General features: G+C 66.5%; 29 protein-coding genes. 19 read left to right on the forward strand and 10 right to left on the reverse strand.

Annotation, left to right across the window (positions count from 1 at the left end; translation table 11 throughout):
- Positions 1-137 precede the first annotated feature (137 nt).
- Positions 138-398, forward strand: coding sequence for a hypothetical protein (locus tag ASF00_RS18185; protein ID WP_055872583.1), 261 nt, complete (start codon positions 138-140; stop codon positions 396-398).
- A 25-nt stretch (positions 399-423) separates the two neighbouring features.
- Positions 424-1,074 (forward strand): L,D-transpeptidase, encoded by a 651-nt coding sequence (locus ASF00_RS00010; RefSeq protein WP_235525496.1) that lies wholly within the window; start codon positions 424-426, stop codon positions 1,072-1,074.
- Positions 1,075-1,124: 50 nt separating this feature from the next.
- Here ASF00_RS00010 and ASF00_RS00015 read toward each other — a convergent pair whose 3' ends face one another.
- A complete protein-coding gene (locus ASF00_RS00015; RefSeq protein ID WP_055872587.1) occupies positions 1,125-1,700 on the reverse strand; it encodes a prolyl hydroxylase family protein in 576 nt (191 codons plus the stop codon).
- 413 nt (positions 1,701-2,113) lie between these two features.
- Here ASF00_RS00015 and ASF00_RS00020 point away from each other — a divergent pair, with 413 nt between their 5' ends.
- The 3 genes from ASF00_RS00020 to ASF00_RS00030 all read left to right on the forward strand — a co-directional run bounded on the left by ASF00_RS00020 (position 2,114) and on the right by ASF00_RS00030 (position 4,057).
- Positions 2,114-2,305, forward strand: coding sequence for a hypothetical protein (locus ASF00_RS00020; RefSeq protein ID WP_055872589.1), 192 nt, complete (start codon positions 2,114-2,116; stop codon positions 2,303-2,305).
- 107 nt (positions 2,306-2,412) lie between these two features.
- Positions 2,413-2,856, forward strand: coding sequence for a hypothetical protein (locus tag ASF00_RS00025; protein ID WP_055872592.1), 444 nt, complete (start codon positions 2,413-2,415; stop codon positions 2,854-2,856).
- 115 nt (positions 2,857-2,971) lie between these two features.
- Complete coding sequence (locus ASF00_RS00030; protein ID WP_055872594.1) at positions 2,972-4,057, forward strand: catalase family protein; 1,086 nt, start codon at positions 2,972-2,974, stop codon at positions 4,055-4,057.
- Between the two features lie 168 nt (positions 4,058-4,225).
- Here ASF00_RS00030 and ASF00_RS00035 read toward each other — a convergent pair whose 3' ends face one another.
- A complete protein-coding gene (locus ASF00_RS00035; RefSeq protein ID WP_055872596.1) occupies positions 4,226-4,651 on the reverse strand; it encodes an organic hydroperoxide resistance protein in 426 nt (141 codons plus the stop codon).
- A 162-nt stretch (positions 4,652-4,813) separates the two neighbouring features.
- On the opposite strand from ASF00_RS00035, the gene ASF00_RS00040 reads away from it, so the two are divergent.
- The 11 genes from ASF00_RS00040 (at position 4,814) to ASF00_RS00090 (ending at position 15,370) form a co-directional block, all read left to right on the forward strand.
- Positions 4,814-5,269: a MarR family winged helix-turn-helix transcriptional regulator gene (locus ASF00_RS00040; protein ID WP_055872599.1), complete on the forward strand. Its 456-nt coding sequence runs from the start codon at positions 4,814-4,816 to the stop codon at positions 5,267-5,269.
- Positions 5,270-5,362: 93 nt separating this feature from the next.
- Complete coding sequence (locus ASF00_RS00045; RefSeq protein WP_055872601.1) at positions 5,363-6,085, forward strand: endonuclease/exonuclease/phosphatase family protein; 723 nt, start codon at positions 5,363-5,365, stop codon at positions 6,083-6,085.
- A gap of 24 nt (positions 6,086-6,109) precedes the next feature.
- Entirely contained in the window at positions 6,110-8,398 is a 2,289-nt protein-coding gene (locus ASF00_RS00050) for a patatin-like protein (RefSeq protein ID WP_055872602.1), read from the forward strand.
- A gap of 105 nt (positions 8,399-8,503) precedes the next feature.
- Positions 8,504-8,848: a lipopolysaccharide assembly protein LapA domain-containing protein gene (locus ASF00_RS00055; protein ID WP_055872604.1), complete on the forward strand. Its 345-nt coding sequence runs from the start codon at positions 8,504-8,506 to the stop codon at positions 8,846-8,848.
- Entirely contained in the window at positions 8,848-9,522 is a 675-nt protein-coding gene (gene pyrF / locus ASF00_RS00060; protein ID WP_055872605.1) for an orotidine-5'-phosphate decarboxylase, read from the forward strand. The genes ASF00_RS00055 and pyrF overlap by 1 nt, the downstream gene beginning before the upstream one ends.
- A 174-nt stretch (positions 9,523-9,696) precedes the next feature.
- Positions 9,697-10,332, forward strand: a complete 636-nt coding sequence (locus tag ASF00_RS00065; RefSeq protein ID WP_055872607.1) for a phosphoribosylanthranilate isomerase — start codon at positions 9,697-9,699, stop codon at positions 10,330-10,332.
- A 160-nt stretch (positions 10,333-10,492) separates the two neighbouring features.
- The gene (trpB, locus tag ASF00_RS00070) at positions 10,493-11,746 is read left to right on the forward strand and encodes a tryptophan synthase subunit beta (RefSeq protein WP_055872609.1); all 1,254 of its coding nucleotides are present in this window, start codon (positions 10,493-10,495) and stop codon (positions 11,744-11,746) included.
- On the forward strand, positions 11,743-12,555 hold the full coding sequence (gene trpA / locus ASF00_RS00075) for a tryptophan synthase subunit alpha (RefSeq protein WP_055872611.1): 813 nt from the start codon (positions 11,743-11,745) through the stop codon (positions 12,553-12,555). Before trpB ends, trpA begins: the two co-directional genes overlap by 4 nt.
- Entirely contained in the window at positions 12,552-13,403 is an 852-nt protein-coding gene (gene accD, locus ASF00_RS00080; RefSeq protein ID WP_055872612.1) for an acetyl-CoA carboxylase, carboxyltransferase subunit beta, read from the forward strand. The genes trpA and accD overlap by 4 nt, the downstream gene beginning before the upstream one ends.
- Positions 13,404-13,517: 114 nt before the next feature.
- Positions 13,518-14,837, forward strand: coding sequence for a bifunctional folylpolyglutamate synthase/dihydrofolate synthase (locus tag ASF00_RS00085; RefSeq protein WP_055872614.1), 1,320 nt, complete (start codon positions 13,518-13,520; stop codon positions 14,835-14,837).
- A gap of 68 nt (positions 14,838-14,905) precedes the next feature.
- Positions 14,906-15,370 (forward strand): DUF6628 family protein, encoded by a 465-nt coding sequence (locus tag ASF00_RS00090; RefSeq protein ID WP_235525497.1) that lies wholly within the window; start codon positions 14,906-14,908, stop codon positions 15,368-15,370.
- Here the strand turns inward: ASF00_RS00090 and ASF00_RS00095 are convergent, their stop codons facing one another.
- Together ASF00_RS00095 and ASF00_RS00100 are read right to left on the reverse strand one after the other, a co-directional pair.
- The gene (locus tag ASF00_RS00095) at positions 15,371-16,705 is read right to left on the reverse strand and encodes an AmpG family muropeptide MFS transporter (RefSeq protein ID WP_055872616.1); all 1,335 of its coding nucleotides are present in this window, start codon (positions 16,703-16,705) and stop codon (positions 15,371-15,373) included.
- Between the two features lie 93 nt (positions 16,706-16,798).
- Positions 16,799-17,248: a response regulator gene (locus ASF00_RS00100; RefSeq protein ID WP_055872618.1), complete on the reverse strand. Its 450-nt coding sequence runs from the start codon at positions 17,246-17,248 to the stop codon at positions 16,799-16,801.
- On the opposite strand from ASF00_RS00100, the gene ASF00_RS19125 reads away from it, so the two are divergent.
- From ASF00_RS19125 to rsmD, 3 genes are read left to right on the forward strand one after another with little or no spacing between them, the layout of a single operon-like run.
- On the forward strand, positions 17,220-17,354 hold the full coding sequence (locus ASF00_RS19125) for a hypothetical protein (protein ID WP_268795088.1): 135 nt from the start codon (positions 17,220-17,222) through the stop codon (positions 17,352-17,354). The genes ASF00_RS00100 and ASF00_RS19125 overlap by 29 nt on opposite strands.
- 13 nt (positions 17,355-17,367) lie before the next feature.
- Entirely contained in the window at positions 17,368-18,960 is a 1,593-nt protein-coding gene (locus ASF00_RS00105) for a pseudouridine synthase (RefSeq protein ID WP_082463136.1), read from the forward strand.
- The gene (gene rsmD / locus ASF00_RS00110) at positions 18,960-19,502 is read left to right on the forward strand and encodes a 16S rRNA (guanine(966)-N(2))-methyltransferase RsmD (RefSeq protein ID WP_055872620.1); all 543 of its coding nucleotides are present in this window, start codon (positions 18,960-18,962) and stop codon (positions 19,500-19,502) included. Before ASF00_RS00105 ends, rsmD begins: the two co-directional genes overlap by 1 nt.
- A gap of 62 nt (positions 19,503-19,564) precedes the next feature.
- On the opposite strand, the gene ASF00_RS00115 is transcribed toward rsmD, so the two are convergent.
- The 6 genes from ASF00_RS00115 to rplO form a co-directional block, all read right to left on the reverse strand.
- Positions 19,565-20,824, reverse strand: a complete 1,260-nt coding sequence (locus tag ASF00_RS00115) for an MFS transporter (protein ID WP_055872622.1) — start codon at positions 20,822-20,824, stop codon at positions 19,565-19,567.
- A gap of 73 nt (positions 20,825-20,897) precedes the next feature.
- Positions 20,898-22,244 carry a sensor histidine kinase gene (locus tag ASF00_RS00120; RefSeq protein WP_055875092.1) on the reverse strand — a complete coding sequence of 449 codons (1,347 nt, stop codon included), beginning with the start codon at positions 22,242-22,244 and terminating at the stop codon, positions 20,898-20,900.
- Positions 22,245-22,253: 9 nt separating this feature from the next.
- Entirely contained in the window at positions 22,254-22,946 is a 693-nt protein-coding gene (locus ASF00_RS00125) for a winged helix-turn-helix domain-containing protein (RefSeq protein ID WP_055872624.1), read from the reverse strand.
- A 538-nt stretch (positions 22,947-23,484) separates the two neighbouring features.
- Complete coding sequence (locus ASF00_RS00130; protein WP_055875094.1) at positions 23,485-24,135, reverse strand: adenylate kinase; 651 nt, start codon at positions 24,133-24,135, stop codon at positions 23,485-23,487.
- Between the two features lie 51 nt (positions 24,136-24,186).
- The gene (gene secY, locus ASF00_RS00135; RefSeq protein ID WP_055872627.1) at positions 24,187-25,551 is read right to left on the reverse strand and encodes a preprotein translocase subunit SecY; all 1,365 of its coding nucleotides are present in this window, start codon (positions 25,549-25,551) and stop codon (positions 24,187-24,189) included.
- Between the two features lie 294 nt (positions 25,552-25,845).
- Entirely contained in the window at positions 25,846-26,388 is a 543-nt protein-coding gene (gene rplO / locus ASF00_RS00140; RefSeq protein WP_055872629.1) for a 50S ribosomal protein L15, read from the reverse strand.
- Between the last annotated feature and the right edge of the window lie 17 nt (positions 26,389-26,405).

A 26,405-nucleotide genomic window follows, 5' to 3' on the forward strand; every position in this document is an offset into this window, starting at 1 on the left:
CACCAGCTCCGGCACCCGCACCAGCTCCGGCACCCGCACCAGCTCCGGCACCCGCACCAGCTCCGGCACCCGCACCAGCTCCGGCACCCGCCCCGGCACCAGCGCCCGCTCCAGCACCGGCGCCGACACCTACGCCTGTGCCGGACCTGCCCAATGCGACGCGGCCGTTCCTCGAGGTGCCGCCCGTCCCGGTCCGCGTTCGGACGCCCCCAACGGTCGATATCGTCGAAGGCGGCGTGACCTATCCGGTGCCCGAGCGTCCGGGGACCGTCATCGTCGAAACGCCCGACTCGCCGCGGCCGGTGCAGCCTGTACAACCGTTGTTCGTGCAGCCGACGCCACCGACGCCGATCGCGCCGGTCGTCCCGGTCTATCCACGCAAGCAGGCGCGCCACTAGGATGACCGGCACCCAAAGGCGACGAGTGGATTGGCGAGTCCGCCTCGGACTGCTCGCCCTTGCAGTCTCAGGCGCGTCGCCGGTGGCGGCGCGGCCTGTCGCCGACACCGCGACCGTCGCGCCGTTCAAGGGCGAAACGGTTTCCGCCGACGCGCGCGACACGGCGAACTGGGTGACCGCCTCGCACGACAATCATGCGCTGCCGTTCGTCGTCATCGACAAGGTGAATGCAAAGGTGTTCGCGTTCGACGGCGCCGGCATCCTGCGCGGTGCGGCGCCCGCGTTGCTCGGGATGGCGCGCGGCGACGACAGCGTACCGGGAATCGGTCAGCGCAAGCTCGCGACGATTACCCCCGCTGAGCGAACCACGCCCGCGGGTCGTTTCGAAGCGTCGCTCGGTCGCGACTTCGAGCAGGACATATTGTGGATCGATTATGACGCGGCGCTGTCGCTGCACCGCGTGATCGTCGGCCGCCGCATCGATAACCGCGCCGGGCGGCTTGCGTCGCCGACGCCGAGTGACAACCGCATCTCGTATGGCTGCGTCAACGTACCGCCGGGTTTCTACGACGGGGTGGTCAAGCCGCTGTTCACCGGCACGGTCGGCATCGTCTACATCCTGCCGGAAACCAAGCCGCTGCGAACCGTGTTCGCCGTACCCGTCGCCGCGCACTAGCGGATCCCGCCGATCCTCTCGCACGCGGGAGGATTAGGATATCCTGTCCACTACTGGCACCAGGGTCGTTCGCGATACCATTTCGTCAGCACGTATTTGACGCCCTGCTCGACCGGCATACCTTGATGCAGAGACGCCGGATTGGGCGCGCCGAACTCGTCCATATTGTTCCAGATCACCAGATTACCTGCTTTCGGCGCAATCATTACGCCCAGGCTCGGGAAGTTCGTCCGTCCACCCGCCTCGGGTTCGTTGAGGAAGGTCATCGCCGACCAGGTCCGCTGGCCGCCCATCGTCACCTGATCGTGCCAATAAGCCTGGGCGGTATCGAAGTAGTCGTGATGCGGCTTGAACTCCTGCCCGACCGCATAGCGCTGGCCCTGCGACGCCTCGCCGTAGCGCGGCTCGAGCCCGGTCAGCAGATCCAGCTTGGCCTCAACTGCAGTTACAGGGGCCGGGCCCGGGTAGAGATAACAGGTCTCGCTGGTGCGGTGCGACGATGCCGTGCCGGTGCCGACGACCGGCGACGGCACGCGGTTCGCATCGATCAGCGCAATCAACGCCGCGCATTCCTCAGGCGCAAGAAAGTTGCGGACGACGTAGAGTTCGACGCCGTTCGCCGGCATCCGAACTGCATTGGGATAGCCCGTAACATGATCACGGACCCACGCGGCCGAACTTGATCGGGCCAGGGCTTCGATATGGCTATCGCGAAGATCAACCGTCGTCTGCCCATTCGGCGCAACAGCATTCGAAAATTGGGTCATGCGTTAGCGCCCCGACAAGATTATCAGATGATCCTACAGTCTATTATAGCCTAACATAAGTTATATTTTTATTAGGTGGATCTTTCCGTATAGATCTGTGTTGATCTAGTACGACCAACATAGGTTAGGCAGGTTGCGTGGTTTTCGCCACCACCCCGCCCTCATGGATGCGCTAAGTCGCACCAGACCGAAGAGGTCGGGAACATCCCCTGCTCCGCTGCCGGCGAGAGCGCTGGGTGACGCGACTGACTCGACATCGGCGGAGACCTACCATGCAACCGACATTTTTGACGGGCGCGGGATCGCAATCCCTTGCCAAGATACGCTCGACCGATGTTCGCGACACGGTCTCTCCCGCGCAGCGGATCGCAACCTGCGCGATGGCCGCGGCAATCGCCGCCGAAGCGGAGGACCAGCGTGTGACACAGCGTATCAACGGACGGCAGATCGAGCGCTTCCGGTAGGCACACCCTGATCGCCGCCTGATCGCATAGCGATCCGCGGCCTTCGAACGCCGCCACCCAATGCCAGACTCTTGCTCGTCCTCGCGCCTCGCGGGGCCAGGATTCCCATGTTCAAAAACATTCTCGCCGTCGTCGCAGCATCGCTGCTAGCGCTCGTCCCCCAGCCTGCCGCCGCACAGACGCTGATCCTGCCCGGCGCACTCCTGCTCGCCGGCTATCGCGCCACCTGTGGGCCGGTCGATACGATGATCCAGCCGATCGACGACATCGCAGCCGCGTACAAGGGCCGCATCATCCTCCACCCGCGCCTCCTCAACCTGCCGCGTGCGCAGCAGATCTTCTGGTACACGCATGAATGCGCGCACCAGATCTTCGGGCCGGGCGAAGCCGCGGCAGATTGCTGGGCGGTGCAGCAGGGCCGGATCCAGGGCTGGTTGTCGCGCGACGAACTGACCCGACTGGGCTCCTCGATGCGCGACTTTCCAGGCGATGCGACGCATGACGACGGTAGGGGACGCCTGATCAATATGGAAAAGTGCTTCGCCAAATGAAGCACTTACTCGGCATCGCCATTTCACGGTCCGGCACCACGCTGCAGCGCGTAAGCACGAAATGATGGGAACAGCTTCAGCGCGCGATCTGTTTTATCGCGACTAGGAGACCGCCATGTTCACCCCGCCCGTACGCTACACCCCCGACGTCGAAACCATCGCATTGGACGAACAGGATACGATCAAGCGATTGAACAGCGCCTTCGACATCATCCTTGAACGGACCGCCGAGGATTACGGTCACGCGGTTCGCTCGGTCCATGCCAAGTCGCATGGCATATTGCGCGGCGAGATGCTTATTGACGGCGACCTGCCGCCAGAACTCGCGCAGGGCCTCTTCGCCAAGCCCGGCACGCATCCAGTCTATCTTCGGATGTCGACCAACGCCGGCGATATTTTGCCCGATACGATCAGCCTGCCGCGCGGCCTCGCGATCAAGGTGCTCGACGTCGAGGGGGAGCGACTGCCCGGTGCGCAAGGCACAACGCAGGATTTCATCATGGTCAACGGCAAGGTCTTCCAGGCCAAGACCGCGGACAAATTCCTTGGCAATCTCAAGCTGCTCGCCAGAACGACCGATCGGATCGAGGGCGTGAAGAAGGTCGCCTCGGCGACGTTGCGCGGCGTCCGTCAGGCGATCGAAGCGGTTGGACTCGAGCCACCCGCCGCGGTCAACTCACTCGGCGGTGCGCCCCAGGCCGAGCCGCTTGGCGAAACCTATTATTCGACCACGCCCTTTCGCTACGGCGCGTATATCGCGAAGTTCAGCATCGCCCCAGTCGCGCCGGCGATGACCGCGCTGACCGGCTCGGAGATCGACGTCGACGGTCGCGACAACGCAATCCGTGAAGACGTGCAGGTCGAAATGCGCGGCATCGATGCGGAATGGGAGTTTCGCGTGCAACTCTGCCGGGACCTCGAAAAGCAGCCGGTCGAGGATCCGACGGTGGCCTGGGACGAACAGGACGCGCCGTTCGTCAAGGTTGCCACGATCCGCGCCGCGGCGCAGGACAGCTGGGATCCGGCGCTCGTCCAGGCGGTCAACGAAGAGATGCGCTTCGGGATCTGGACGGGTCTCGCCGCGCACCAGCCGCTCGGCAACATCAATCGTGCACGCAATGAGGCGTATCGCCACTCCGCCGATTTCCGCGCCCGCGTCAACGGCTGCCCTTATCATGAGCCCGCTGCAACGGATGCATGAAACGCCGCAATATGCCTGCGGTCAACGGACGCTGAGGAGACCGATCACGCATACGAGACGTTCGCGATCGTGATGCTGGAATGCAAGACGGCGGTAATTCGGTGTCGAGCACGGGAGCGGTATCTGGCGATATCGCTCCCATGTATCATACGGGTATGAAGGCGACGATCAGGCGAGCGTCAGTCCCACCTCTACGTTGCCGCGCGTCGCATTCGAGTAGGGGCATATCTGGTGCGCGGCATCGATCAGTTCCTGCGCGGTGCCGCGGTCCAGCCCGGGCAGGTCGACGAGCAGATCGGTGGTGATGCCGAACCCGCCAGCCGAGCGCGGGCCAATGCCGACCGTCGCGGTAACCTTGGCATCGTCGGGAACCTTGACCTTCATTTGCTGGCCCGCGACCTTCAGTGCGCCGATGAAGCACGCCGAATAGCCCGCCGCGAACAGCTGCTCGGGGTTGGTGCCGTCGCCGCCTGCCCCGCCCAGCTCCCTGGGCGTCGACAACTTTGCTTCGAACCGGCCGTCCTCGCTCGAGGCAGCGCCTTCGCGGCCGCCGATGGCGGAGGCGGTCGTGGTGTACTTGACGTCGACGGACATAATGAGCTCCTTCTCGTTATAATGCTTATCGCGGTTCCTATTTAGGATTGGGGCAGCATCGCGTCCAGTCTCCGCACCGACGCATCGCAGATTTTCCTCCTGAAACGCCTCAATGCGAGAGTGGTGGATTGGCTCGGCAGACGAAAAGGCTAGGATCACCACATGATCGCACCGCTCAACCACCCACTCGGGCTGGATAATCAGCTATGTTTCTCGCTTTACGGCGCATCGATCGCGATGGGGCGCGTCTATAAGCCGATGCTGGACGAGCTCGGCATCACCTACCCACAATATCTCGTGCTACACGCGCTCTGGGAGCAGGATGCGCGGACAATCGGTGCGATCGCCGAGCGGCTGGCGCTTGAATCCAGCACGATCACACCACTGGTGAAACGCCTTGCGGTCGCCGGGCTGGTGACCCGCGAGCGCGATCCGGCCGACGAGCGCAACGTCCGCGTCAAGCTGACCGACCAAGGTCACGCCTTGCAGCAGGAGAGCGCATGCCTCGCCGAAAACGTGCTCGCGCGGACCGGGCTAACCGCTGCGGAGATCGCAGTATTGACCGGGCAGATCCAGACCCTGCGCCGCGCCTTGGCGGAGAGCAGCGATAACGCGTGAGTGCGACAGGGTGACGCCGCGGCGCGATGATTGCGTACCGTCCACAGTACATCCGCAACCCAGGTCGCCGCCGCGGCGTTATAGGCTGCACGCATGATCAAGGTCGCCAGTTATAATATCCACAAGGGCATAGGCCTAGACCGTCGGCGCAATCCCGAGCGCGTGGTCGAGGTGTTGCGCGAGATCGACGCCGACGTGATCGCGCTCCAAGAGGCGGATCGCCGGTTCGGGGCGAAGGCGTGCGTACTGCCGCACCATCTTCTCGAAGAACATAGTGACTGGGTTCCGGTCGACTTCGGCCTGCGCTCACTCAGCATGGGCTGGCACGGTAACGTCATCCTCGTTCGCAAGTCCGCCGAAATTCTCGGCTGCACGGCAATCCATCTGCCTGCGCTCGAACCGCGCGGCGCGGTGATGGCCGACGTGCGCCTGCCGGGCGGCATGATACGCGTGTTGGGCATGCACCTCGACCTGTCGGGATTGTGGCGGCGCAAGCAGGCGGCGGCAGTCATGGCGCACGTCGACACATGCGCGCACCGCCATCCGACCGTGATGATGGGTGATCTGAACGAATGGAGTGCGGGCGCCGGGTGCCTGCGCGATTTCGCGCGCGACTATGCGTTCGCGGAGACGGGGGCGAGCTTCCACTCACGGCGCGCGATCGCGCGGCTCGACCGGATCATGGTTTCGCGCGAATTGAACGTGGTCGATTGCGGCGTGCATGCCAGCCCGGCGGCGCGGAAAGCGTCGGATCATCTGCCAATCTGGGCTATGCTTGAACCCAAGGTGCTCGAACCGACGGCCTCAGGCTCCTAATCGACACCCGGACGAGGATGTAGAATGCGCGAGAAGGAACTGCGACTGGCGCTCGTCTGCTATGGCGGGATCAGCCTCGCGGTCTACATGCACGGCATCACCAAGGAGATCTGGCGGCTGGTCTGCGCCAGTCGCGCATTTCATGACGGCGAGGCGCCGAAGGGCGGCAGCCAAGGCGTGTATCATGCGCTTCTCCAGGAAATCGAGGATCATGCCTCGATCCGGGTGCGGGTTCTCGGGGACATCATCGCCGGTGCCAGCGCGGGCGGGATCAACGGCATCTTCCTCGCGCAGGCGATCGCGACCGGCCAGAGCCTCGATCCGCTGACCGACCTTTGGATGACGTCCGCCGATGTCGAGGCGCTGATCGATACCGAAGCGGCACCGCGATCGCGATTCTCGAAGGCATGGGCGATGCCGTTGGCGTGGATGGCGGCGGGGCGGAGCACCGACAAGGTAGACGCGCTCGACGAGCCGACGCGCGAGGAAGTACGCACCAAGCTGTCGCATTTCATTCGGTCGCGATGGTTCGAGCCGCCGTTCGGGGGGGAGACCTTCACCAACCTGCTGCTCGATGCGTTCGACGCGATGGCCGCCAGCGAACGCGGACCGCGGCTGTTGCCGCCGGGTCAGCCGCTCGATCTGTTCGTGACGGTGACCGACTTTTCGGGACATCCCGAACGCCTGCAGCTCAATTCGCCCGCCGAGGTGGTCGAGACCGAGCACCGGCTGGTAGTCGACTTCACCGACAATGGCGGCGTCTGCGACACGCTGGCGCCGCGCGCGGAGCTGGCGTTCGCGGCGCGTGCGACGTCGAGTTTTCCGGGCGCGTTCCCGCCGTTCACGGTTGCCGAACTGGACGGTGTTCTGGCGCAGCGCAAGATCGCGTGGCCAGGACGCACCGAGTTTCTGGCGCGCGTGTTGCCCCGCCATACCGCAGCGAACGCGGCCGAAGGCGCCGTGCTGATCGATGGGTCGGTGCTCGCCAACGCGCCGTTTCGCCCTGCGCTCGATGCGCTGAAGGACCGCCCCGCACGTCGTCAGATCGACCGGCGCTTCATCTATATCGACCCCTCCCCCGGCATCAAACTGCGGCTGAACCGCGGCGAAGGCACACCCGGCTTCTTCCAGACGATTATCGGCGCGATCAGTGACATTCCCCGCCAGCAACCGATCCGCGACAATCTCGAGGCGATCGCCGAACGTTCGGCGCGGATCGACCGGATGCGTGGGATCGTCACCGCGATCCGTCCCGAGGTTGAGGCCGATGTCGAATCGCTGTTCGGCCACACGCTGTTCCTCGACCGGCCGACCGCGCCCCGGTTGATCGCATGGCGGCGGCGCGCGCAGAAGGCAGCCGCGACGAGTTCGGGCTATGGGTTCGTCGCCTATGGCCACCTGAAACGCAGTGCAGTGATCGAGACGATCGCCGGGCTCTTGTACCAGGCGGGGCGGCATCACAGTCCGCGGCGGCTGGATCAGATCCGCGCCGCGATCGTTGCGCGGGTCGCGGCGACGGGGGCGGACCAGCTGGGCGCGGGGTTTGCGAACGGGGCCAGTAGCGCGTCGATCGCCTTCCTGCGGACCTTCGACATCGGCTTCCGCATCCGCCGGCTGCGGCTGATGGCGCGGCGCCTGTCCGAGGTCGAGACCGCCGCCGACGAACCCGAACTCGCCCCGATGCGCGATGCGATCTACGAATCGCTGTCGCCCTATCTGGATCGGCTGCGCGGTGAGATGCATGCCGGGATGCACGACGCCGTCCGCGCGATGAAAGGCGACGCGACCGCGGTGCTGGAGACGCTCGGGCGGACGTTCGACCTCGAACGCCTCGATGCAGAAACCGACCAGCGGCTGGCGGAGGCGTTTGCCGCACTAGCAAAATCTGCGCGACGGACGCTGTTGCTCGCCTATCTTGGCTTTCCGTATTTCGACACGGCGACACTGCCGTTGTTGCAAGGCGAAGGGCTTGACGAGTTCGATCCGATCAAGGTCGATCGGATCGCCCCGGACGACGCGACCGCAATCCGGTCCGGGGGCGCGGAGGCGACGTTGAAGGGAATCCAGTTCGGCACGTTCGGTGCCTTCTTCAGTCGTGCCTACCGCGAGAACGATTATCTCTGGGGGCGGCTGCACGGATCGGAGCGGATGATCGACATCACCGTCTCCACGCTCCCACAGACCGTGCGGATGAAACCGGGGCGCGTTGCGGCGATCAAGCGCGCGGCGTTTCTGGCAATCCTCGACGAGGAGGAGCCGAGGCTGACCGCAATCCTGCCGCTGATTGCGCAATTGCGGACTGAAATCGGCTAAGGCCCCTCTTGTTCGGTAGAAGACTGGCCAAAAGGGGCACGTGACGGTAGCTCTGCATTTCCAACCCCGTTTCGGCGCGGTTGGTGCAAAAAAGAGGGTCGCCGCATGCAGTTCCTGAAAATCCTGTTCTGGTGCCTGTTGGCGTTCGTCGCCGCAGTGTTCACCATAAGCAATTGGAATGCCGTGCAGATCCAGCTGTGGGGCGGGCTTATCGCGGACGTGAACCTGCCGCTGCTGCTGCTCGTGACGTTTCTGATCGGGTTCGTGCCGACGATGCTCTATAGTCACGCCGTCCGGTGGCGGCTGCGGCAACGTCTCTCGACATGCGAGCGCGAGTTGCTGGAGCTGCGCACGCCACGACCCGAGCCGATGGCGATGCTTCCCGCTGAAACGCCGGTGACGATCGCGCCGCTCGGTGCGCCGACCGCCGTACCACCGGGTGTCGCCTGATGAGCAACCGTGTCTACGTCGCGCTCGACACGCCCGATCTCGCGCGCGCCAAGGCAATCGCCGCGCGCGTCCGTCATCATGTCGGCGGTATCAAGCTCGGGCTCGAATTCTTCGCCGCGCACGGCCAGCCCGGTGTCCATGCGATGGCCGACCTCGGCCTGCCGATCTTTCTGGATCTCAAGCTGCACGACATTCCCAACACCGTGGCCAAGGCGGTGCAGGCACTCGGGACGCTGAACCCAGCGATCCTGACGGTGCATGCGAGCGGCGGGCGGGCGATGCTCGAAGACGCCAAGGCAGCGGCACCGATCGGCACGAAGGTGATCGCGGTGACGATGCTGACCAGCCTCGATGCGTCCGATCTCGCCGCGACCGGCGTTACCGGCGGCGCGCACGATCACGTCACGCGGCTCACCGAACTCGCGCGCGAGGCAGGCGTCGACGGGATCGTCTGTTCGGGCGCGGAAGTCGCCGCGGCCAAGGCGATCTGGCCAAAAGGGTTCTTCGTAGTGCCCGGCGTGCGCCTTCCCGACGGCCAGATCGGCGACCAGAAGCGCGTCGTCACGCCGCGCCAGGCACTCGACGCGGGGGCCTCGATCCTGGTGGTCGGCCGTCCGATCACGCAGGCCGAAGACCCTGACGCCGCCGCCCGCGCGATCGGCGCGACGCTGTAAAGGCAACCCCGCGCTAAGATCCTGTCGTGCCCGGGGAAGATGGCAGGCACACCCTGACGGAGGGGGCGGCAAGCGACGCATTCGTTGCGTGTCCCCCCCTCCGACGCCTCTTCGTTGCCACCTCCCCCTGGCGGGGGAGGATCGCTGGACCTCAAGGATTCGTTTAGGAATACCATGACCACCGCCAAGATCTGCGGCCTCTCCACCCCCGCCACGCTCAATGCCGCAATCCGGCACGGCGCGAGCCATGTCGGCTTCGTCTTCTTCCCCGCCTCGCCGCGGCACGTGACGTTCGCAAAGGCCGCGGAACTCGCCGCGCACGTGCCGGGTCACGTCGCCAAGGTCGGCGTGTTCGTCGATCCGGAGGACGAGATGCTCGAACAGGCGGTCGCATCAGCGACGCTCGACATCCTGCAACTTCACGAGGTGACGCCCGCGCGCGGAGCCGCGATCCGCGCGAAGTTCGGCATCGAGACCTGGGTCGCCGTGGCGGTGCGCACGCGCGGCGACCTCGACGCCGCGCACGGCTTTGCCGGGATCGCCGACCGCATTCTTTACGATGCCAAGACGCCCGACTCGGCCGCACTGCCCGGCGGCATGGGGCTACGGTTTGACTGGGATCTGCTCGACGGGTTCCGGCACCCCCTCCCCTGGGCGCTGTCGGGCGGGCTCGATCCGGCGAACGTCGCGGAAGCGATCCGGCGCACCGGCGCGGCGTTGGTCGACGTGTCCTCGGGCGTCGAAAGCGCGCCCGGCACCAAGGACGAAACCAAGATCGCGGCGTTCCTGAAGGCTGTCGCCACGCGCTAGCACCACCCCGGCGAAGGCCGGGGCCCAATTGGGAGACGCCTGTGACAGGCCCTTCCCTCCGTCACCAAAACCTTCCCACTTAGGCCCCGGCCTTCGCCGGGGGGTAGGTATCGGAAACCGAAGGGGTGACAGCGATTTCGGAAGTGCTAAACGCCCAGTCATGAACGCTCCCCTCGCCCCCAATTCGTACCGCGCCCAGCCCGACGAGCGCGGCCATTTCGGCGACTTCGGCGGACGCTATGTCGCCGAGACGCTGATGCCGCTCGTCCTCGAACTCGACGAGGCCTACCGCGCCGCAAAGGCCGACCCTGCGTTCAAGGCGCAGTTCGACGACCTGCTCGAACATTATGTCGGCCGCCCGAGCCCTCTCTATTACGCCGAACGGCTGACCGAGGCCCTGCGCGAGTCCGCTCCCGAGGGCCCCAACGGCGAAAAGATGGGCGCGCAGATCTGGTTTAAGCGCGACGAACTGAACCATACCGGTGCGCACAAGATCAACAACTGCATCGGCCAGATCCTGCTTGCGATCCGGATGGGCAAGACGCGGATCATCGCCGAGACCGGCGCGGGCCAGCACGGCGTCGCGACCGCGACCGTCTGCGCGCGCTTCGGCCTGCCGTGCGTGATCTACATGGGCGCCAAGGACGTCGAGCGTCAGGCGCCCAACGTGTTCCGCATGAAGCTGCTCGGCGCCGAAGTCCGCCCGGTGACGTCGGGCGCGCACACGCTGAAGGATGCGATGAACGAGGGCATGCGCGACTGGGTCGCGAACGTCCACGACACCTTCTACATCATCGGCACCGCCGCCGGCCCGCACCCCTATCCCGAGATGGTCCGCGATTTCCAGAGCGTGATCGGCACCGAGGCGCGCGCGCAGATGCTGGAGCGAACCGGCCGCCTGCCCGACATGCTGGTCGCCGCGATCGGTGGCGGATCGAACGCGATCGGGCTGTTCCATCCGTTCCTCGACGATGCCGACGTGCAGATGCTCGGCGTCGAGGCGGCAGGCCATGGGCTCGACAAGCAACATGCGGCGAGCCTCGCAGGCGGCTTCCCCGGCGTGCTCCACGGCAACAAGACCTATCTGTTGCAGGACGAGGACGGCCAGATCACCGAGGCGCATTCGATCTCGGCCGGGCTCGACTATCCGGGCATCGGCCCCGAGCATGCCTGGCTGCGCGACATCGGCCGCGTCCAATATGACAGCGCGACCGACACCGAGGCGCTCGACGCGTTCCAGCTGCTGTGCCGGACCGAGGGCATCATCCCCGCGCTCGAACCATCGCATGCCATCGCGACGGTAACAAAGAAGGCGCGCGCGATGCGGCAGGACCAGATCATCCTGGCGAACCTGTGCGGCCGCGGCGACAAGGACATCTTCACCGTCGCCGAAGCGCTCGGGGTGGCGATTTGAGCCGCCTCGCCGCCACCTTCGCCCGCACCGCCGCGCAAGGCCGCGCCGCGCTCGTCGCGTTCGTCACCGCGGGTGATCCCTCGACCGCCGCCACCGGCCCGATCCTCGACGCGCTCGTCGCGGGCGGGGCGGATGCGATCGAGCTCGGTATGCCGTTCACCGATCCGATGGCCGACGGCCCCGCGATCCAGGCCGCCAACATCCGCAGCCTCGCACAGGGGACACGCACCGCCGACATCCTCGCGATCGCCACCGCGTTCCGCGCGCGGCATCCGGACACGCCGCTGGTGCTGATGGGCTATGGCAACCCGATGCTCCGCCGCGGCGCGGACTGGTTCGCGCAGGCCGCCGCCGCCGCTGGAGTCGACGGCGTGATCTGCGTCGACGTGCCCCCCGAGGAGGACGATGCGCTCGGGCCGCAGTTGCGCGCCGCGGGGATCGACCTGATCCGCCTCGCCACGCCGACGACCGATGCCGCGCGCTTGCCGACCGTGCTCGATGGCGCGAGCGGGTTCCTCTATTACGTCTCGGTCGCCGGGATCACCGGGCTGCAACAGGCGCAGCAGGGCTCGATCGAGGACGCCGTTGCGCGGCTCAAGGCGCAGACCGACATCCCGGTCGCGGTCGGCTTCGGCATCCGCACGCCCGAACAGGCCGCCAACGTCGCGCGCGTCGCCGACGGCGTCGTGGTCGGATCGGCGATCGTCGAACTGGTCGCACAACACGGCGTCGCTGCGGCCGAACCCGTCCGCGCCTATATCACGTCTCTCGCCGACGCCGTCGCGTCCGCACGGAAGGTTCCCGCATGAGCTGGCTCAACAGCGTCCGCAACGTCCTGCCCTTCGTCGCGAAGCGCGAGACGCCCGAGAATCTCTGGCACAAGTGCAAGGGCTGCGGGCAGATGGTCTTCACCAAGGAGCTCGAGGACAATCTCTACGTCTGCCCGAAATGCGATCATCACGACCGCATCGGGCCGAAGGTCCGCTTCGCGCAGCTGTTCGACGAGGGTAGCTGCAGCGAACTCCCCGCGCCGAAAGTGCCCGAGGATCCGCTCAAGTTCCGCGACCAGAAGCGCTACACCGATCGCCTCAAGGCGGCGCGGACCGACAACAGCGAGCAGGATGCGCTGGTCAACGCCCGCGGCGCGATCGACGGCCACCGCGTCGTCGTCGGCGTGCAGGATTTCGGCTTCATGGGCGGCTCGATGGGGCTCGCGGTCGGCGAAGCGTTCGTGCGCGGCGTCGAGGCGGCGATCGAGGACCGCGTGCCCTACGTGATCTTCACCGCGAGCGGCGGCGCGCGCATGCAGGAGGGCATTCTCAGCCTGATGCAGATGCCGCGCAGCACGGTGGCGATCCAGATGCTCCACGATGCGGGTCTGCCCTACATCGTCGTGCTGACTGATCCGACCTCGGGCGGCGTGATGGCGGCCTATGCGATGCTCGGCGACGTGCAGATCGCCGAGCCCAAGGCGACGCTCGCGTTCACCGGCCGCCGCGTTATCGAGAGCACGATCCGCGAGAAGCTGCCCGAGGATTTCCAGACGTCGGAATATTATCTCGAGCACGGGATGATCGACATGGTCGTCCACCGGAAGGACCTGCGCGAGCAGCTCGGCACCGTCATCGGCTATCTGAGCGCACGCGAAGCGGCGTAACCTACTCCCTCTCCCCTCCGGGGAGAGGGTCGGGGTTGAGGGGCAGCCCGGTCATGCTGCGTCCGCAACAGCCCCTCACCCCAGCCCTCTCCCCGGAGGGGAGAGGGAGCTAGAATGCCCGACCACGCCGTTTCGTCATCGCCCGTCGTACAGGCCCAGCTAGACCGGCTGACCATGCTGTCGCCCGGCGCTGACATCCTCGGCCTCGAGCGCATCACTGCGCTCCTGAGCCGCCTCGGCGATCCGCATCTGTCGCTCCCGCCGGTGTTCCACGTCGCGGGGACGAACGGCAAGGGCTCGACCTGCGCGTTCCTGCGCGCCGCGATCGAGGCCGCCGGGCACAGTGTCCATGTCTATTCGAGCCCGCACCTCGTCCGCTTCAACGAACGCATCCGCCTCGCCGGATCGCTGATCGAGGACGACTTGCTCGCCGCCTTGCTCGAAGAAGTGCTCGACCACGCAGCCGACCTGCAAGCCAGCTTCTTCGAGGTCACCACCGCCGCCGCGTTCCTCGCCTTCGCGCGCACGCCCGCCGCCGCGACGATCGTCGAGGTCGGCCTCGGCGGGCGTCTCGATGCGACCAACGTCATCCCCAACCCGGTCGTGACCGGGATCGCCGCGCTGGGCATCGACCACCAGGCGTTCCTCGGCGACACGCTGCTGGACATCGCCGGCGAGAAGGCGGGGATCGCCAAGCCTGGCGTGCCGCTTGTCACGATGGATTACCCAAAGCCGTTGCGCGCGAAGATCGCCGCGGTCGCCGCGGCGGCCGGCGCGCCCGTCGTTGCGCGCGGCGCGGCATGGACGAGCGAGACCGCGCGGTCGACGATGCGCTATGCGGACCAGGGTTTCTCGCTCGTTAGCAACCGCCCCCGGCTGGTCGGCGCGCACCAGTCGCGCAACCTCGCGCTGGCGATCGCGCTGCTGCGGCATCAGGGCGCGTTACACATCCCCGAAGCCGCGATGCGCGCCGCCGCCGACTGGGCGCACTGGCCGGCGCGGATGCAACGCCTGTCCGACGGACCGCTGCTTGCGCGGCTGCCGGGTGGCAGCGAGCTCTGGCTGGACGGCGCGCACAATCCCAACGCCGCGCAACCCGTCGCGCGCGCGCTGCGGACGCTGGCAAAGCGGCGCCCGGTGACGCTGGTCCTGGGGATGCTCGCCAACAAGGACGCCGAGGCGGTGATCCGGATCATCTCGCCCTCGATCGGGCACGTCATCGCGATCCCGGTGCCGGGCCATGCGCACCATGCACCTGAGGCGCTCGCCGCAATTGCGCGGACCTGCGGGGCGACCGCAGACACCGCACCCTCCCCGGCCGATGCGCTCGACCGGATCGCGGCCGGAAGCGACCAGCCCAATCTGGTGCTTATCGCGGGCTCGCTCTACCTCGCCGGTGAAGTGCTCGCCGCGAACGACCAGCCACCGGACTGAATTCTTATTGCTATTGACTATCAATAACTGACCGGCGAGTTTGTGGGCACCACCACGGAGTCGCGTGAATGACCGATACTCGCCCTAGTTCGACGCCTAGCTCGGCCCATGCGCTCGCCAGCGCGACGACGCTGTTGCCGCATCCACTCCCGCCTTGCGAAAACGCGCGAATCGCACTGTTCGCGATGCGACGCATGGGGGCGAACGGCCTTGCCGATGCGCGCGCGGCGCACACGATGTTTACCGCATTCGGGCAGAGCTTCCGCCGCCCATTGGTGCTGTTGCGCGCCTTGATGGCGGACCTTGCGGCCACATCGGCAGGGACGATCGCGATCGCGCCCTGCTGCTGCGCCCGGATAACGCCCGCGGAGTCGGCGATGCTGTCGATCCTTGCGCGCGTCGAAACCGCGCCCGAGACCGCACGCTATCTGATGGTCGACCTGCTCGGCGTCCGCCGGGTCGACGGCGTCCTCGCCAGCGCCGCAGCACTCGCTGCCGCGTTTGCCGACGAAGGACGACCGGTCACGATGTAGTTACGCGGTTTCCTCCGCCCTCGCCCGGCGGACGCTCTCGACGACGAACCCCTGCCGCCACAATATCCACAGCAAGATCAGGCCAGGCAGCGCGACGACCATCGTCAGCATCCAGAACCCCGGCCACCCGAGTGCGGTGGCCGCATAGCCGGCCGGCGCCGCCAGCCAGGTCCGGCCGACCGCAGCGAACGACGACAGCAGTGCAAACTGGGTCGCGGTGTAGGCGAGGTTCGACAGGCCCGACAGGTACGTCACGAACACGGTCAGGCCGATCCCGCTGGTGACCTGCTCGGTCGCCACCGCGATCGTCAGCCAGGTGTTTGAATGGCCATGCCAGGCGAGGATCACGAAGGTGAAGTTGCTCAGCATCATCAGCACGCCCGACACGAACAGCGCGCGACCGAGACCGAGCCAGGCCATGAACGGTGCACCAAGCGCGGTACCGACGATCAGCCCCCAAAACCCGACGAGCTTGTTGATCGCGATGAATTCGGTGTCGCTGAACCCGAGCTCGACGATCATCGGGTTGAGCATCCCCTGCCCCATCGCGTCGCCGAGCTTGTAGATCAGCACGAACAGCAGGATCAGCACCGCTCCACGCCGCTGGAAGAACTCGCGGAACGGGCCGATGATCGTGTCCTCGAGCCAGCGTCCGCCGGTCTCGTACGGTTGCTTGGCCAGGACGCGGTCGTGCAGGCCGCGCCCCGCCCACAGCGCGGCGAGCGCGCCGGGAATGACGCAAAACGCGGTCAGGCCGTAGCCCAGCGCCCAGCCGAGTCCGAGGCCTTCGAATGAGGCGATCGCGATCGTTCCGACGCCTGCGGCGAGGTTGCCGAGGCGGTAGCCGAACTGGTTGTTCGCGGTGCCGTGCGGGAGTTCGTCTTCGGGCAGGATCTCGATCCGATACGCGTCGATGACGATATCCTGCGTCGCGCCGAGGAACGCGGTGACGATCGCCCAGAAGGCGAACACGCCGAGATGCTCCTGCGGCGCGCTGAACCCGAGCATCCAGACCGATCCGAACAGCAACGCCTGGACGACGAACAGCCAGGCGCGGCGCTGCCCGACCCAACGGGTCAGCACGGGAATCTCGAATCTGTCGATGAACGGCGCCCACAGGAATTTGAGCGTGTACGGCGTGGTGAGCCCGATCGCGAAGCCGATCGTCTTCTTGTCGATGCCGACCTTCGACAGCCAATAGCCCATCGTACCGAGCAGCAGGGCGAGCGGGAAACCGCTCGATATGCCGAGCAGCAAGGCCGCGATCGGTCTCGGCCGAAGATAGGGCGCGAGGGTGGCAAGAACGGAACGGCGCGCGACGGTATCAGTGGACATGCGCCGACAATAGCGCGCTGTCCGGGCTAGGGAAGCCGTAAGCCTCGCCAAACGGTCAACCGCCCGCCGCCCGCGGTCCCGGCGGTTGCCAGGCTAGGCCAGCGTCTCGAACAGTCGGAACCCGGGCGGCAGGCGCTTTGGCACCACGCCGCCGATCCGCGCGTCGATGACCGCGATCGCACCGATCAGGTCGCGCGGCGCATAGGGCTTGGCCAGGCAACCGGTTGCGAGCACCATCGCCTCGTCGGGAAAATTGCCGGTCACGAACATCACGGGCACGCCGCGCGCCTGCGCCGCACGCGCCACGTCGAGACCCGAGCCGTCGGCGAGATGGACATCGACCAGCACGAGGTCGATCTCGGCCTTGCCCTCCGTATCGTTGCTGTTGGCGATGATCGCCAGCGCGTCGGCGACGCGGTCGACCGTCGCGACGATCGTGTAGGCGGCATCGGTCAGGAAATGTTCGTTGTCGAAGGCGATCAGCGGCTCGTCCTCGACCAGCAGGAGGCGCACGATGTTTCGTTTCTTCTTTCCGAACAACATGATCGTCGAAACCCCAGAGCGCGGCGAACGGTCGTTACGCTTGTGGGTTCTAACGCACCGCAGCACGAACGGTCGCAAATATTTCGCGCTCGCGGCCGATCCATAGTATCAGCCGCGCCATGACGACTTCAAAAGACGATAACCCGACTGCCAGCCCGTCGAACGACGCGCCTGCAACCCCCGCCAATCCGGTAAAAGGCGACCGTATCGCCAAGCTGCTCGCCCGCGCAGGGATCGCCTCGCGCCGCGATATCGAGCGGATGATCGCCGAGGGCCGCGTCGCGCTGAACGGCTCGACGCTCGATACGCCCGCGACGATCCTGCGCAATCTTGCCGGCGTGACGGTCGACGGCGATCCCGTCGAGGCGCCCAGCGCGGCGCGGCTGTTCCTGTATCACAAGCCGACCGGACTACTCGTCACCGAGCGCGATCCTGCCGGGCGCACGACGATCTATGATCGCCTGCCGCAGGATCTGCCGCGGCTGGTGCCGGTCGGTCGCCTCGATCTCAACACCGAGGGGCTGTTGCTGATGACCACCGATGGTGGGCTCAAACGCCAGCTCGAACTGCCCGCGACGGGTGTCGAGCGCGCCTATCGCGCGCGCGCTTACGGCAACATCACGCAGCCGCAGCTCGAGGAACTGATCGAGGGGATAGAGATCGAGGGCGTGCGCTATGGCTCGATCAACGCCAATATCGAGCGTCGGACCGGTGCCAATGTGTGGATCGAGATGATCCTGACCGAGGGCAAGAACCGCGAAGTCCGCCGCGTGCTCGAGCATCTGGGCTTGCAGGTCTCGCGACTGATCCGGACGCGCTACGGCCCGTTCGTGCTCGGCGATCTGCCGCCCGGCCAGATCGGCGAAGTGCTCCAGCACGATGTCGTCGCGTTCCAGAAGGAGCTGGCGAAGGGGCGGCCCGAGGGTCCGGGCGCGCGCGCCAATATCGGGATCAGCGCGAGTGCCGGCGCGGGGGCCGGGATCGGTGCGCGGTCGAACCAGCGCGGGAGCAACGCCCCTCGTCCTGCATCGACGGGGCATTCCGCGTCGACGGGGCGGCCGGCATTCGGCGCGCGGCCGGCGCCCGGTGGCGCGCGTACACCTGCCCGCACCCCGTATAGCGCACCTGCGAGTTCGGGTTTCGCCAGCACCAGCGCGCCGACCGAGCGCCCGTCGCGGCCAGCACGGCCCGAGCGGATCCGCCCGACCGCGGCGATGCAGCGCGGCGACGTCAACGATCCCTGGGCGCGGCCCGATGCGCGCAACGCCGCTCGGCCGACGGGGACGCATCACGCCCGACCAACCAGCGGCGAGACGTCCAAGCCCTATGCGCGCCAGGAGCGGGCGGATCGCGGCGAGGAGCTGAGCACCAGCCCGAAGATCAAGCATTTCCGCGCCGCCAAGCCGCCGCGCGACCGTGCCGCGCCATCGCGGGTCGGCGCTGGCGGAACCGTGACGCCGCGCCGCGGCGATACGCCGCAGCGCCAGGAACAGCCGCGCGGCTTCCGCCCGCAGGCCGACGATTCGCGCGGCCGCAGTTCGCTCGACAAGCGCGCCGCGCGTAGTGCCGCCGGGCGTCCCGGCGCGGAGCCGCGGCCAATGCGCGATGCGCCGGCGCGACCTGAGCGGGGGAGTCGTCCCACCGCACCCGGCAAGGGTCCGTCGGGAGGCCGCGGTCACCCGCCCCGTGCACCACGGGGAGGGAAACGCTGATGCGGATCATCGCGGGCCAATGGCGCGGACGCCCGATCGTCGCGCCCAAGGGGGATTCCACGCGTCCGACCGCCGACCGGATGCGCGAGACGTTGTTTTCGATGCTGACCAGTCGAGTCGGCAGCTTCGAGGGGTTGGCAGTCGCCGATCTGTTCGCCGGCTCGGGCGCGCTGGGTATCGAGGCGCTGTCGCGCGGCGCGGCGACGTGCATGTTCGTCGAATCGGACAAGCTGGCGGTCGACGCGCTGAAAGCCAACCTCGCCAAGCTCGAGATTCGCGGCGACGTCCGCGCCACCTCGGTGATGGCGCTCGGCCCCGCGCCTGCACCGCTCGACGTGATCCTGATGGATCCGCCGTACACCACCGGCGCCGGGCTGGTCGCGCTCGACAAGCTGTCGCGGCTCGGCTGGGTCGGCCCGGCGACGTGGATCAGCCTGGAGACCGCCAAGGCCGAGGTCGTCGAACTGGCGGGCTTCGAGGTCGACGCGACTCGCGTCCACGGCAAGGCGCGGCTGACTCTTTTACGGCCAGCATCGGCGTAGAAGCTTGTTCTCTCGCGAAGGCGGGAGCCCAGACTGGGCTCCCGCCTTCGCGGGAGAACATACTATTTTTGACCGGTGCGGCCGAGGATCAGCAGTCCGCCCAGGCTCAGCACCCCCGCCGCCATCAGATACCCGCCGACCAGCCATAGGCCATGCGGTGCCAGCGCCTCCGCCACGATCGGCGCGAGCGCACCGCCGAGCACGCCGCCGAGGTTGAACGTCATCGACACGCCGGTGTAGCGCACCCCCGCGGGAAACAGGCTCGGCAGCCATCCGCCGAGCGGCCCATAGGCGAACCCCATCACGAACAGCGCGCCCGACAGCCACAGCCACACCGTAAACAGCGATCCCGAACCCAGCATCGGCCCCATCAGCGCGCCGACGCCGATGCACCCGGCAAACCCGATCGCGAGCATCCGTGCCGCAGAATGCCGGTCCGACAGCACGCTGGCCACGATCACGCCGCCTGCGAGAAACCAGATCGCGACCAGTTCGACCGCGAGGAACGCCTCGCGAGAATAGCCGAGCGTCTTGGTGCCGTAGCCAAGCGCGAAGGCGGTCGCGAGGTAGAACAGCGCGAAGCAGGCGATGACGCCGAACGTCCCCGCGAGCGTCGCGCGCAGATGCTGAGTCAGCAGCGTGGCGATCGGCACCTTGGGGAGCGCTTCGGTCGCCTCGGCCTCGAGGAACGCGGGCGTTTCGGTCAGCTTCAGCCGCACCCACAGCCCCAGCCCGACGAGGATCGCGCTCAACAGGAACGGGATGCGCCAGCCCCATGCGACGAACTGCGCCTCGTCGAGCACGAGGCCGATGACCAGGAATAATCCATTGGCGGCGAGGAAACCTACCGGTGCACCGAGCGGCGGAAACATCCCCCAGGTGTTCTTGCGGTGCGGCGGCGCGTTCTCGACCGCGAGCAACGCCGCCCCGCCCCATTCGCCGCCCAGCCCTAGTCCCTGCCCCAGCCGCATCAGACAGAGCAATGCGGGCGCGATCCAGCCGACCTGCGCATAGGTGGGGAGGAACGCGATCCCGACGGTCGATCCGCCCATCAGCAGCAGCGACGCGACCAGCGTCGACTTGCGCCCGACCCGGTCGCCGAAATGCCCGAACACGATCGCACCGACCGGACGCGCGACGAAGGCGAGCCCGAACGTCGCATAGCTCAGCAGCAATTGCGCCGAGTCCGATTGCCCGGCGAAGAACAACGGGCCGAACACCAGCGCGGCGGCGGTCGCATAGATGTAGAAATCGTAGAACTCGACTGCGGTGCCGACCAGGCTGGCGGCGAGGATGCGGCGGTTCGAGGCTAAGGTCGTCATGACCACGACATCGCCGCGGAGTCGGTTGCGGTCAACCGGTTGCCGCGCAAGATCCTCCCCGCCAGGGGGAGGGTCAGAGGGGGAGGACGATGCGGGCGATCAGGCCCGGCGCATTGTCCGCAAGTTCGAAATGGCCATCATGCAGCCGCGCAACCGCTTCGATCAGCGCCATGCCGAGCCCTGCGCCGGGGGTTGAGCGTGCGCTGTCGAGGCGGCCGAAGCGCTTCAACGCCTGTGCGCGATCCGCAGCGGCGATGCCGGGGCCGCGGTCCTCGACCTGGATCGCGACGCCATCGGTGCGGTGGACGATCCGCAGCGTCACCTCGCCCCCGCCTGCGCCGTGGCGGAGCGCGTTGTCGATCAGGTTGGTGATCGCCTGGCTGATCAGTTCGCGGTGCAGCTTCATCGGCGGCGGGCGATCGTCGATCGCGATCGTGAAGACGAGACCTGCGTCCTCCGCGACAGGCGCGTAGAGTTCACCAATCTCTTCGAGAAGGTCTGCCGGCGAGACCTCGATGAAGCGATCGCGCGAGACCGAGCCCGAGCGGCTGATCTCGATCACCATCGTCAGCATCCGCATGACGAGATCGGTCTCGACCAGCAGGCCGCCAAGCGCCGCCTCGCGTGCGTCCGGGTCGGCGATCAGCACCGCCTGCTCGGTCTTGGTACGCAGCCGCGCGAGCGGCGAGCGCAGATCATGAGCGAGGCTGTCGGTGACGATCCGCAGTTCGGCCATCACGCCCTCGAGCTTGCCGAGCATGACGTTGAGCCGCACCGCGAGGCGATCGAACGCGTCGCCACCGCCCGCGGCCATATCGACGCGCCGCGACAGATCGCCTTCGCCCGCCGCCTCGATCGCCTTGGCGATGCCGTCGAGGCGGCGGCCGACGTAGCGCGTGAGGACAAGCCCGCCGACCACGCCGAGCGCAAGCGACAGGAAAACGGCCACCGCGAGCGCGCGTTCGATCGCGCGCTCCTCGGCGGCGATCAGGTCGAGATTGCGACCGGTGAGAAGCCAGTACGCGCCGAGCGGGTGCAGCGCGTACCCCGACTCGCGCGCCGACCAGAGTGCGTCGGCGCCAAGCCGCGCGATCCGAAAATGCGTGGTCTTGAGCGGTACCGCGAGCCGTGCCGGCGCGATTCCGACAACCGCACGTCCCTCCGGGTCGATCACCGCGAGGACCAGCGACACGTCACCGGGAACGACCGCACCGTTGATCGCCTGACGCACTGCGGGAAGCCCGCCGCTACGCCAGACCGCGCGCAACGCCTCCGATTGCTCGGTCGTCTCGCGACGGATCGCGTCGATCGCGTCGGCGCTGGTGGTCTTCCACACGAAGCCGACCAGCGCGAGATTGGACACGAGCGCGAGGGCAATCGACAGAAGCGCAATTCGGGCGGTTACCGAAAGCCGGATCACCACCCCGGATCAGCCTTCGACAGCGAGACGGTATCCAGCGCCACGAACAGTATGAAGGATCGGCGTCGGGAAGCCATCCTCGAGCTTGCGGCGTAGGCGGCCGATATGGACGTCGACGACGTTCGAGCCCGGGTCGAAATGATAGTTCCAAATCTTCTCGAGCATCATCGTGCGCGTGACGACCTGGCCAGCATGACGCGCGAGGAATTCGAGCAGGTTGAATTCGCGCGCGCCAAGCGGGATCGTGCGACCGGCGCGCGAGACGGCGCGCGCGAGCAGATCGATCTCGAGGTCACCGACGGCAAGCTTGGTCTTTTGCGGCTCGGTCGCGGCGCGATCCGAGCGGCGAAGCATCGCTTCGATGCGTGCGGAGAGTTCGGCAAATGAAAATGGCTTGCAGAGATAATCGTCCGCGCCAGCCTTCAGGCCATCGACGCGGTCGTCGACGGCGGCGAGCGCGGACAGGATCAGCACCGGCGTCGCGATGCCGGCGGCGCGAATCGCGCTCACCATAGATAGCCCGTCAAGGCCCGGCAGCATACGATCGGCGATGATCAGGTCGAAGATGCCCTCGCTGGCGAGGAACAGACCGTCACGGCCATCGGCGCAGGCTTCGATCGCATGTCCGGCTTCGGCTAAACCCTTGGCAAGATAGGCGGATGTCGACGCATCGTCCTCGACGATCAAAATCTTGCGGCTCAACGCGCTATCACCTTCCCTGGCACCGAAATCGGTCACTATCTCCTGCCCTCATAAACGGAAAGGCCGGCGGAAAGAAGTCTTCCCACCGGCCCCCACGGTACCCCCGGGAGTGACGGGCACCGATCTCTGGAAAGTCGCGCGGCCGTTGCTGGCCACGGGGTCTTTCTAGGATCTGGTGGGGGTCAGCGCGATGACCGACGGGTGACAATTGCGTCATGTTGAGGCGTGTTGGGTGATGGTCGCAATGGACCAACGCGTGCTGCGCTAACGCCCACCGCTGACGCGTGCGAGGGCGGCCGAGAGATGCGCAGCCCGAACCCCTCCGTCATCCCAGCGAACGCCGGGACCATGGTTGCGGAGAAGGTGATGATGACAGGCCCTCGCCTGGTCTGCCGTAACCGTGGGTCCCGGCGTTCGCCGGGATGACGGAGAGCGGGGCGGATTACCCAACCGAGGCCTTAATCCAACGGGTAGGCATTAAGGGTAAGTAGATCGCCGTCGCCGCAGTCATGTTCCCCCGCCTTCGCGGGAGAACAGATTACCTGCCGTCGAGAATCGCCGCGATCGCGGAACCGACATGCGCGATGTCGGCCATGCCGTCCACGCGATGGACCAGCCCCCGCGCATCGTAGATCGGCAGGATCGGTGCCGTCTTCGCCCGATATTCCGACATGCGGTTGTGGACGGTCTCCGCGTTGTCGTCGGGACGACGCTTGAACTCGGTCGATCCGCACACGTCGCACACGCCCGCAACCGCCGGCTTCTTGTAGCGATCGTGATAACCCGCACCGCACTTGGCGCAAGTGTAGCGGCCGACGACGCGGTCGATGAGTGCTGCCTCGTCGACGCCGAGTTCGATCACGTAATCGAGAGTCCGGCCGCGATCGGCGAGCAGGCCGTCAAGCGCCTCGGCCTGCGCCGCAGTCCGCGGATAGCCGTCGAAGATGACGCCGTTCGCGGTATCCGGCTGGTCGAGGCGTTCACCGATGATGCCCGACACGATCTCGTCCGAAACGAGCCCGCCCGATTCCATCACCGACTTCGCCTGAAGGCCGACCGGGGTTCCGGCGGCGACCGCTGCACGCAGCATGTCGCCGGTCGAAAGCTGCACCATGCCGCGCTCGCTGACGAGCGTGGCGGCTTGGGTGCCCTTGCCCGCGCCAGGCGGTCCAAGAAGGATGATATTCACGAAACGCACTCCCCTCGTTCGTGCAGGATTAAACCGGGTTAGCCCCGCAACTTAACGAAGTCGATTGCCCTTGAGCTTCGCCTTCTTGATCAGGTCGCCATACTGGTGCGCCAGCAGGTGCGACTGGATCTGCGTCACCGTGTCCATCGTCACGTTGACGACGATCAGCAGGCTGGTGCCGCCGAGGTAGAACGGGATCTGCAACGCGGTCACCAGATATTCGGGCAACAGGCAGATGATCGTCAGATACGCCGCACCGATGACGGTAATGCGAGTCAGCACGTAATCGAAGTAATTCTCGGTGTTCTTGCCCGGGCGAATGCCGGGGATGAACCCGCCATTGCGCTTCAGATTGTCGGCGGTTTCCTCGGGGTTGAAGACGACCGCGGTGTAGAAGAACGAGAAGAAGATGATGCCGGCGCCGTACAGCAGCATGTACACAGGCGAACCGTGCTGGAGGTACTGGTTGAGGGTGATGATGAAATCGCCCCACTTCGACTCGCCCGCCACGCGCTGGCCTGCGAACTGCGAGATCGTCAGTGGCATCAGCAGCAGCGACGACGCGAAGATCGGCGGGATGACACCTGCCGTGTTGATCTTCAGCGGCAGATGGCTGCGATCGGCCTGCATGCCGCGCTGAGTCTGGCGCTTGGGATACTGGATCAGGATACGACGCTGGGCGCGCTCCATGAAACAGATGAAGAGGATCAGCACGACCACCGCGACGACGATGCCGATCAGCTTGATCGGATCGAGCGAACCCGAACGGCCGCCTTCGAGCAGGTTGACGAGCGTGACGGGCAGATGCGCGACGATGCCGGCCATGATGATCAGCGAGACGCCGTTGCCGATGCCGCGGCTGGTGATCTGCTCGCCGAGCCACATCAGGAACATCGTACCGCCGATCAGCGAGATGACCGCGGCGACGCGGAACATCATGCCAGGCTCGATGACCGCCTGGATGCCCTGTGCCGCGCCGAGCGTTTCAAGGCCGACGGCGATGAAATAGCCCTGCACCGCGGTCAGGCCGACGGTGCCGTAGCGGGTGTACTGGTTGAGGCGCTTGCGGCCCGATTCGCCGTCCTTCTTGATGGCGGCGAGCGTCGGCGACAGCGACGTCGCGAGCTGCACCACGATCGAGGCGGTGATGTAGGGCATCACGCCGAGCGCGATCAGCGACATGCGGCTGAGCGAACCACCCGAGAAGGTGTTGAAGAAATCGAGCACGCCGCCCTGCGTCTGCTGCGACAGCAGGCCGAGCGCGGTCGGGTCGACACCCGGCAGCGGCACGTAGCTGAGCAGGCGGAAAATGATCAGCGCGCCGATCGTGAACCACAACCGCTTCTTGAGGTCGGTCGCCTTCGCGAATTTCGAAAGGCTGATGCTTTGCGCCATCTGGTCGGCTGCGGATGCCATGCGTGTGATCGTCCTGGAAACAAAGAAGGCGGGATGCGTTGTGACCGCCCCCGCCGCTCATATAGGCGCAGGAGCGCGCTTGTCTAATGCCTAAGGCGGATCGCGTCTGCGGAATCCTCACCCGCCAGGGGGAGGTGGGCCGCTTCGGCGGCTTGGAGGGGGAGGTTTCGGAACGCGAGTTCATCGCTTACCGCCCCCTCCGTCAGCTACGCTGACACCTCCACCTGGCGGGGGAGGATTTTAGACCAAACGAAAAAGGGGGAAGCGCACCCGGCGCCCCCTCCCCCATCAAAGTCAGGCCTTGAACGACGCCTTGTGCGCCGCACGCTCCTTGTACTTCACGCCCTTCTTGGCGGCAGCCTTCTCGGCTGCGGGGACGAAGTGGATCACCTCGACCTTGCCGCCGATCTTCTCGACCGCTTCGATCGCGCCCTTCGACGCGCCGTCGACGGTGAACGAGAGGACCGTGGTCAGCTCGCCCTTGGCGAGGAGGCGGACGCCGTCCTTGCCGCCGCGTGCCAGGCCTGCGGCCTTCAGCGCGGCGTGGTCGAGCGTGGAGTTCGCCTCGATCTTGCCGGCATCGACCGCGAGCTGGATCGCGCCGAGGTTGACCTCTGCGAAGTCCTTGCGGAAGATGTTGTTGAAGCCGCGCTTAGGCAGACGCATGTGGAGCGGCATCTGGCCGCCTTCGAAGCCGGCGATGGACACGCCCTCGCGGCTCTTCTGGCCCTTCTGGCCACGGCCGCCGGTCTTGCCCTTGCCCGAGCCGATGCCGCGTCCGACGCGCATCTTGGACTTACGGGCACCTTCGTTATCGCGGAGTTCGTTGAGCTTCATGGTAATGCACTCGCTTT

Source organism: Sphingomonas sp. Leaf34, assembly GCF_001421805.1.
Lineage (GTDB): Bacteria > Pseudomonadota > Alphaproteobacteria > Sphingomonadales > Sphingomonadaceae > Sphingomonas.

What these genes read in the sequence shown, in the direction of transcription:
- ASF00_RS00015 (WP_055872587.1), bottom strand. Translation starts at nt 1,700, where the DNA reads ATGCCGGCGAACGGCGTCGAACTCTACGTCGTCCGCAACTTTCTTGCG.
- ASF00_RS00020 (WP_055872589.1), top strand. Translation starts at nt 2,114, where the DNA reads ATGCAACCGACATTTTTGACGGGCGCGGGATCGCAATCCCTTGCCAAG.
- ASF00_RS00025 (WP_055872592.1), top strand. Translation starts at nt 2,413, where the DNA reads ATGTTCAAAAACATTCTCGCCGTCGTCGCAGCATCGCTGCTAGCGCTC.
- ASF00_RS00030 (WP_055872594.1), top strand. Translation starts at nt 2,972, where the DNA reads ATGTTCACCCCGCCCGTACGCTACACCCCCGACGTCGAAACCATCGCA.
- ASF00_RS00035 (WP_055872596.1), bottom strand. Translation starts at nt 4,651, where the DNA reads ATGTCCGTCGACGTCAAGTACACCACGACCGCCTCCGCCATCGGCGGC.
- ASF00_RS00040 (WP_055872599.1), top strand. Translation starts at nt 4,814, where the DNA reads ATGATCGCACCGCTCAACCACCCACTCGGGCTGGATAATCAGCTATGT.
- ASF00_RS00045 (WP_055872601.1), top strand. Translation starts at nt 5,363, where the DNA reads ATGATCAAGGTCGCCAGTTATAATATCCACAAGGGCATAGGCCTAGAC.
- ASF00_RS00050 (WP_055872602.1), top strand. Translation starts at nt 6,110, where the DNA reads ATGCGCGAGAAGGAACTGCGACTGGCGCTCGTCTGCTATGGCGGGATC.
- ASF00_RS00055 (WP_055872604.1), top strand. Translation starts at nt 8,504, where the DNA reads ATGCAGTTCCTGAAAATCCTGTTCTGGTGCCTGTTGGCGTTCGTCGCC.
- pyrF (WP_055872605.1), top strand. Translation starts at nt 8,848, where the DNA reads ATGAGCAACCGTGTCTACGTCGCGCTCGACACGCCCGATCTCGCGCGC.
- ASF00_RS00065 (WP_055872607.1), top strand. Translation starts at nt 9,697, where the DNA reads ATGACCACCGCCAAGATCTGCGGCCTCTCCACCCCCGCCACGCTCAAT.
- trpB (WP_055872609.1), top strand. Translation starts at nt 10,493, where the DNA reads ATGAACGCTCCCCTCGCCCCCAATTCGTACCGCGCCCAGCCCGACGAG.
- accD (WP_055872612.1), top strand. Translation starts at nt 12,552, where the DNA reads ATGAGCTGGCTCAACAGCGTCCGCAACGTCCTGCCCTTCGTCGCGAAG.
- ASF00_RS00085 (WP_055872614.1), top strand. Translation starts at nt 13,518, where the DNA reads ATGCCCGACCACGCCGTTTCGTCATCGCCCGTCGTACAGGCCCAGCTA.
- ASF00_RS00090 (WP_235525497.1), top strand. Translation starts at nt 14,906, where the DNA reads ATGACCGATACTCGCCCTAGTTCGACGCCTAGCTCGGCCCATGCGCTC.
- ASF00_RS00095 (WP_055872616.1), bottom strand. Translation starts at nt 16,705, where the DNA reads ATGTCCACTGATACCGTCGCGCGCCGTTCCGTTCTTGCCACCCTCGCG.
- ASF00_RS19125 (WP_268795088.1), top strand. Translation starts at nt 17,220, where the DNA reads ATGTTTCGTTTCTTCTTTCCGAACAACATGATCGTCGAAACCCCAGAG.
- ASF00_RS00100 (WP_055872618.1), bottom strand. Translation starts at nt 17,248, where the DNA reads ATGTTGTTCGGAAAGAAGAAACGAAACATCGTGCGCCTCCTGCTGGTC.
- ASF00_RS00105 (WP_082463136.1), top strand. Translation starts at nt 17,368, where the DNA reads ATGACGACTTCAAAAGACGATAACCCGACTGCCAGCCCGTCGAACGAC.
- rsmD (WP_055872620.1), top strand. Translation starts at nt 18,960, where the DNA reads ATGCGGATCATCGCGGGCCAATGGCGCGGACGCCCGATCGTCGCGCCC.
- ASF00_RS00115 (WP_055872622.1), bottom strand. Translation starts at nt 20,824, where the DNA reads ATGACGACCTTAGCCTCGAACCGCCGCATCCTCGCCGCCAGCCTGGTC.
- secY (WP_055872627.1), bottom strand. Translation starts at nt 25,551, where the DNA reads ATGGCATCCGCAGCCGACCAGATGGCGCAAAGCATCAGCCTTTCGAAA.
- rplO (WP_055872629.1), bottom strand. Translation starts at nt 26,388, where the DNA reads ATGAAGCTCAACGAACTCCGCGATAACGAAGGTGCCCGTAAGTCCAAG.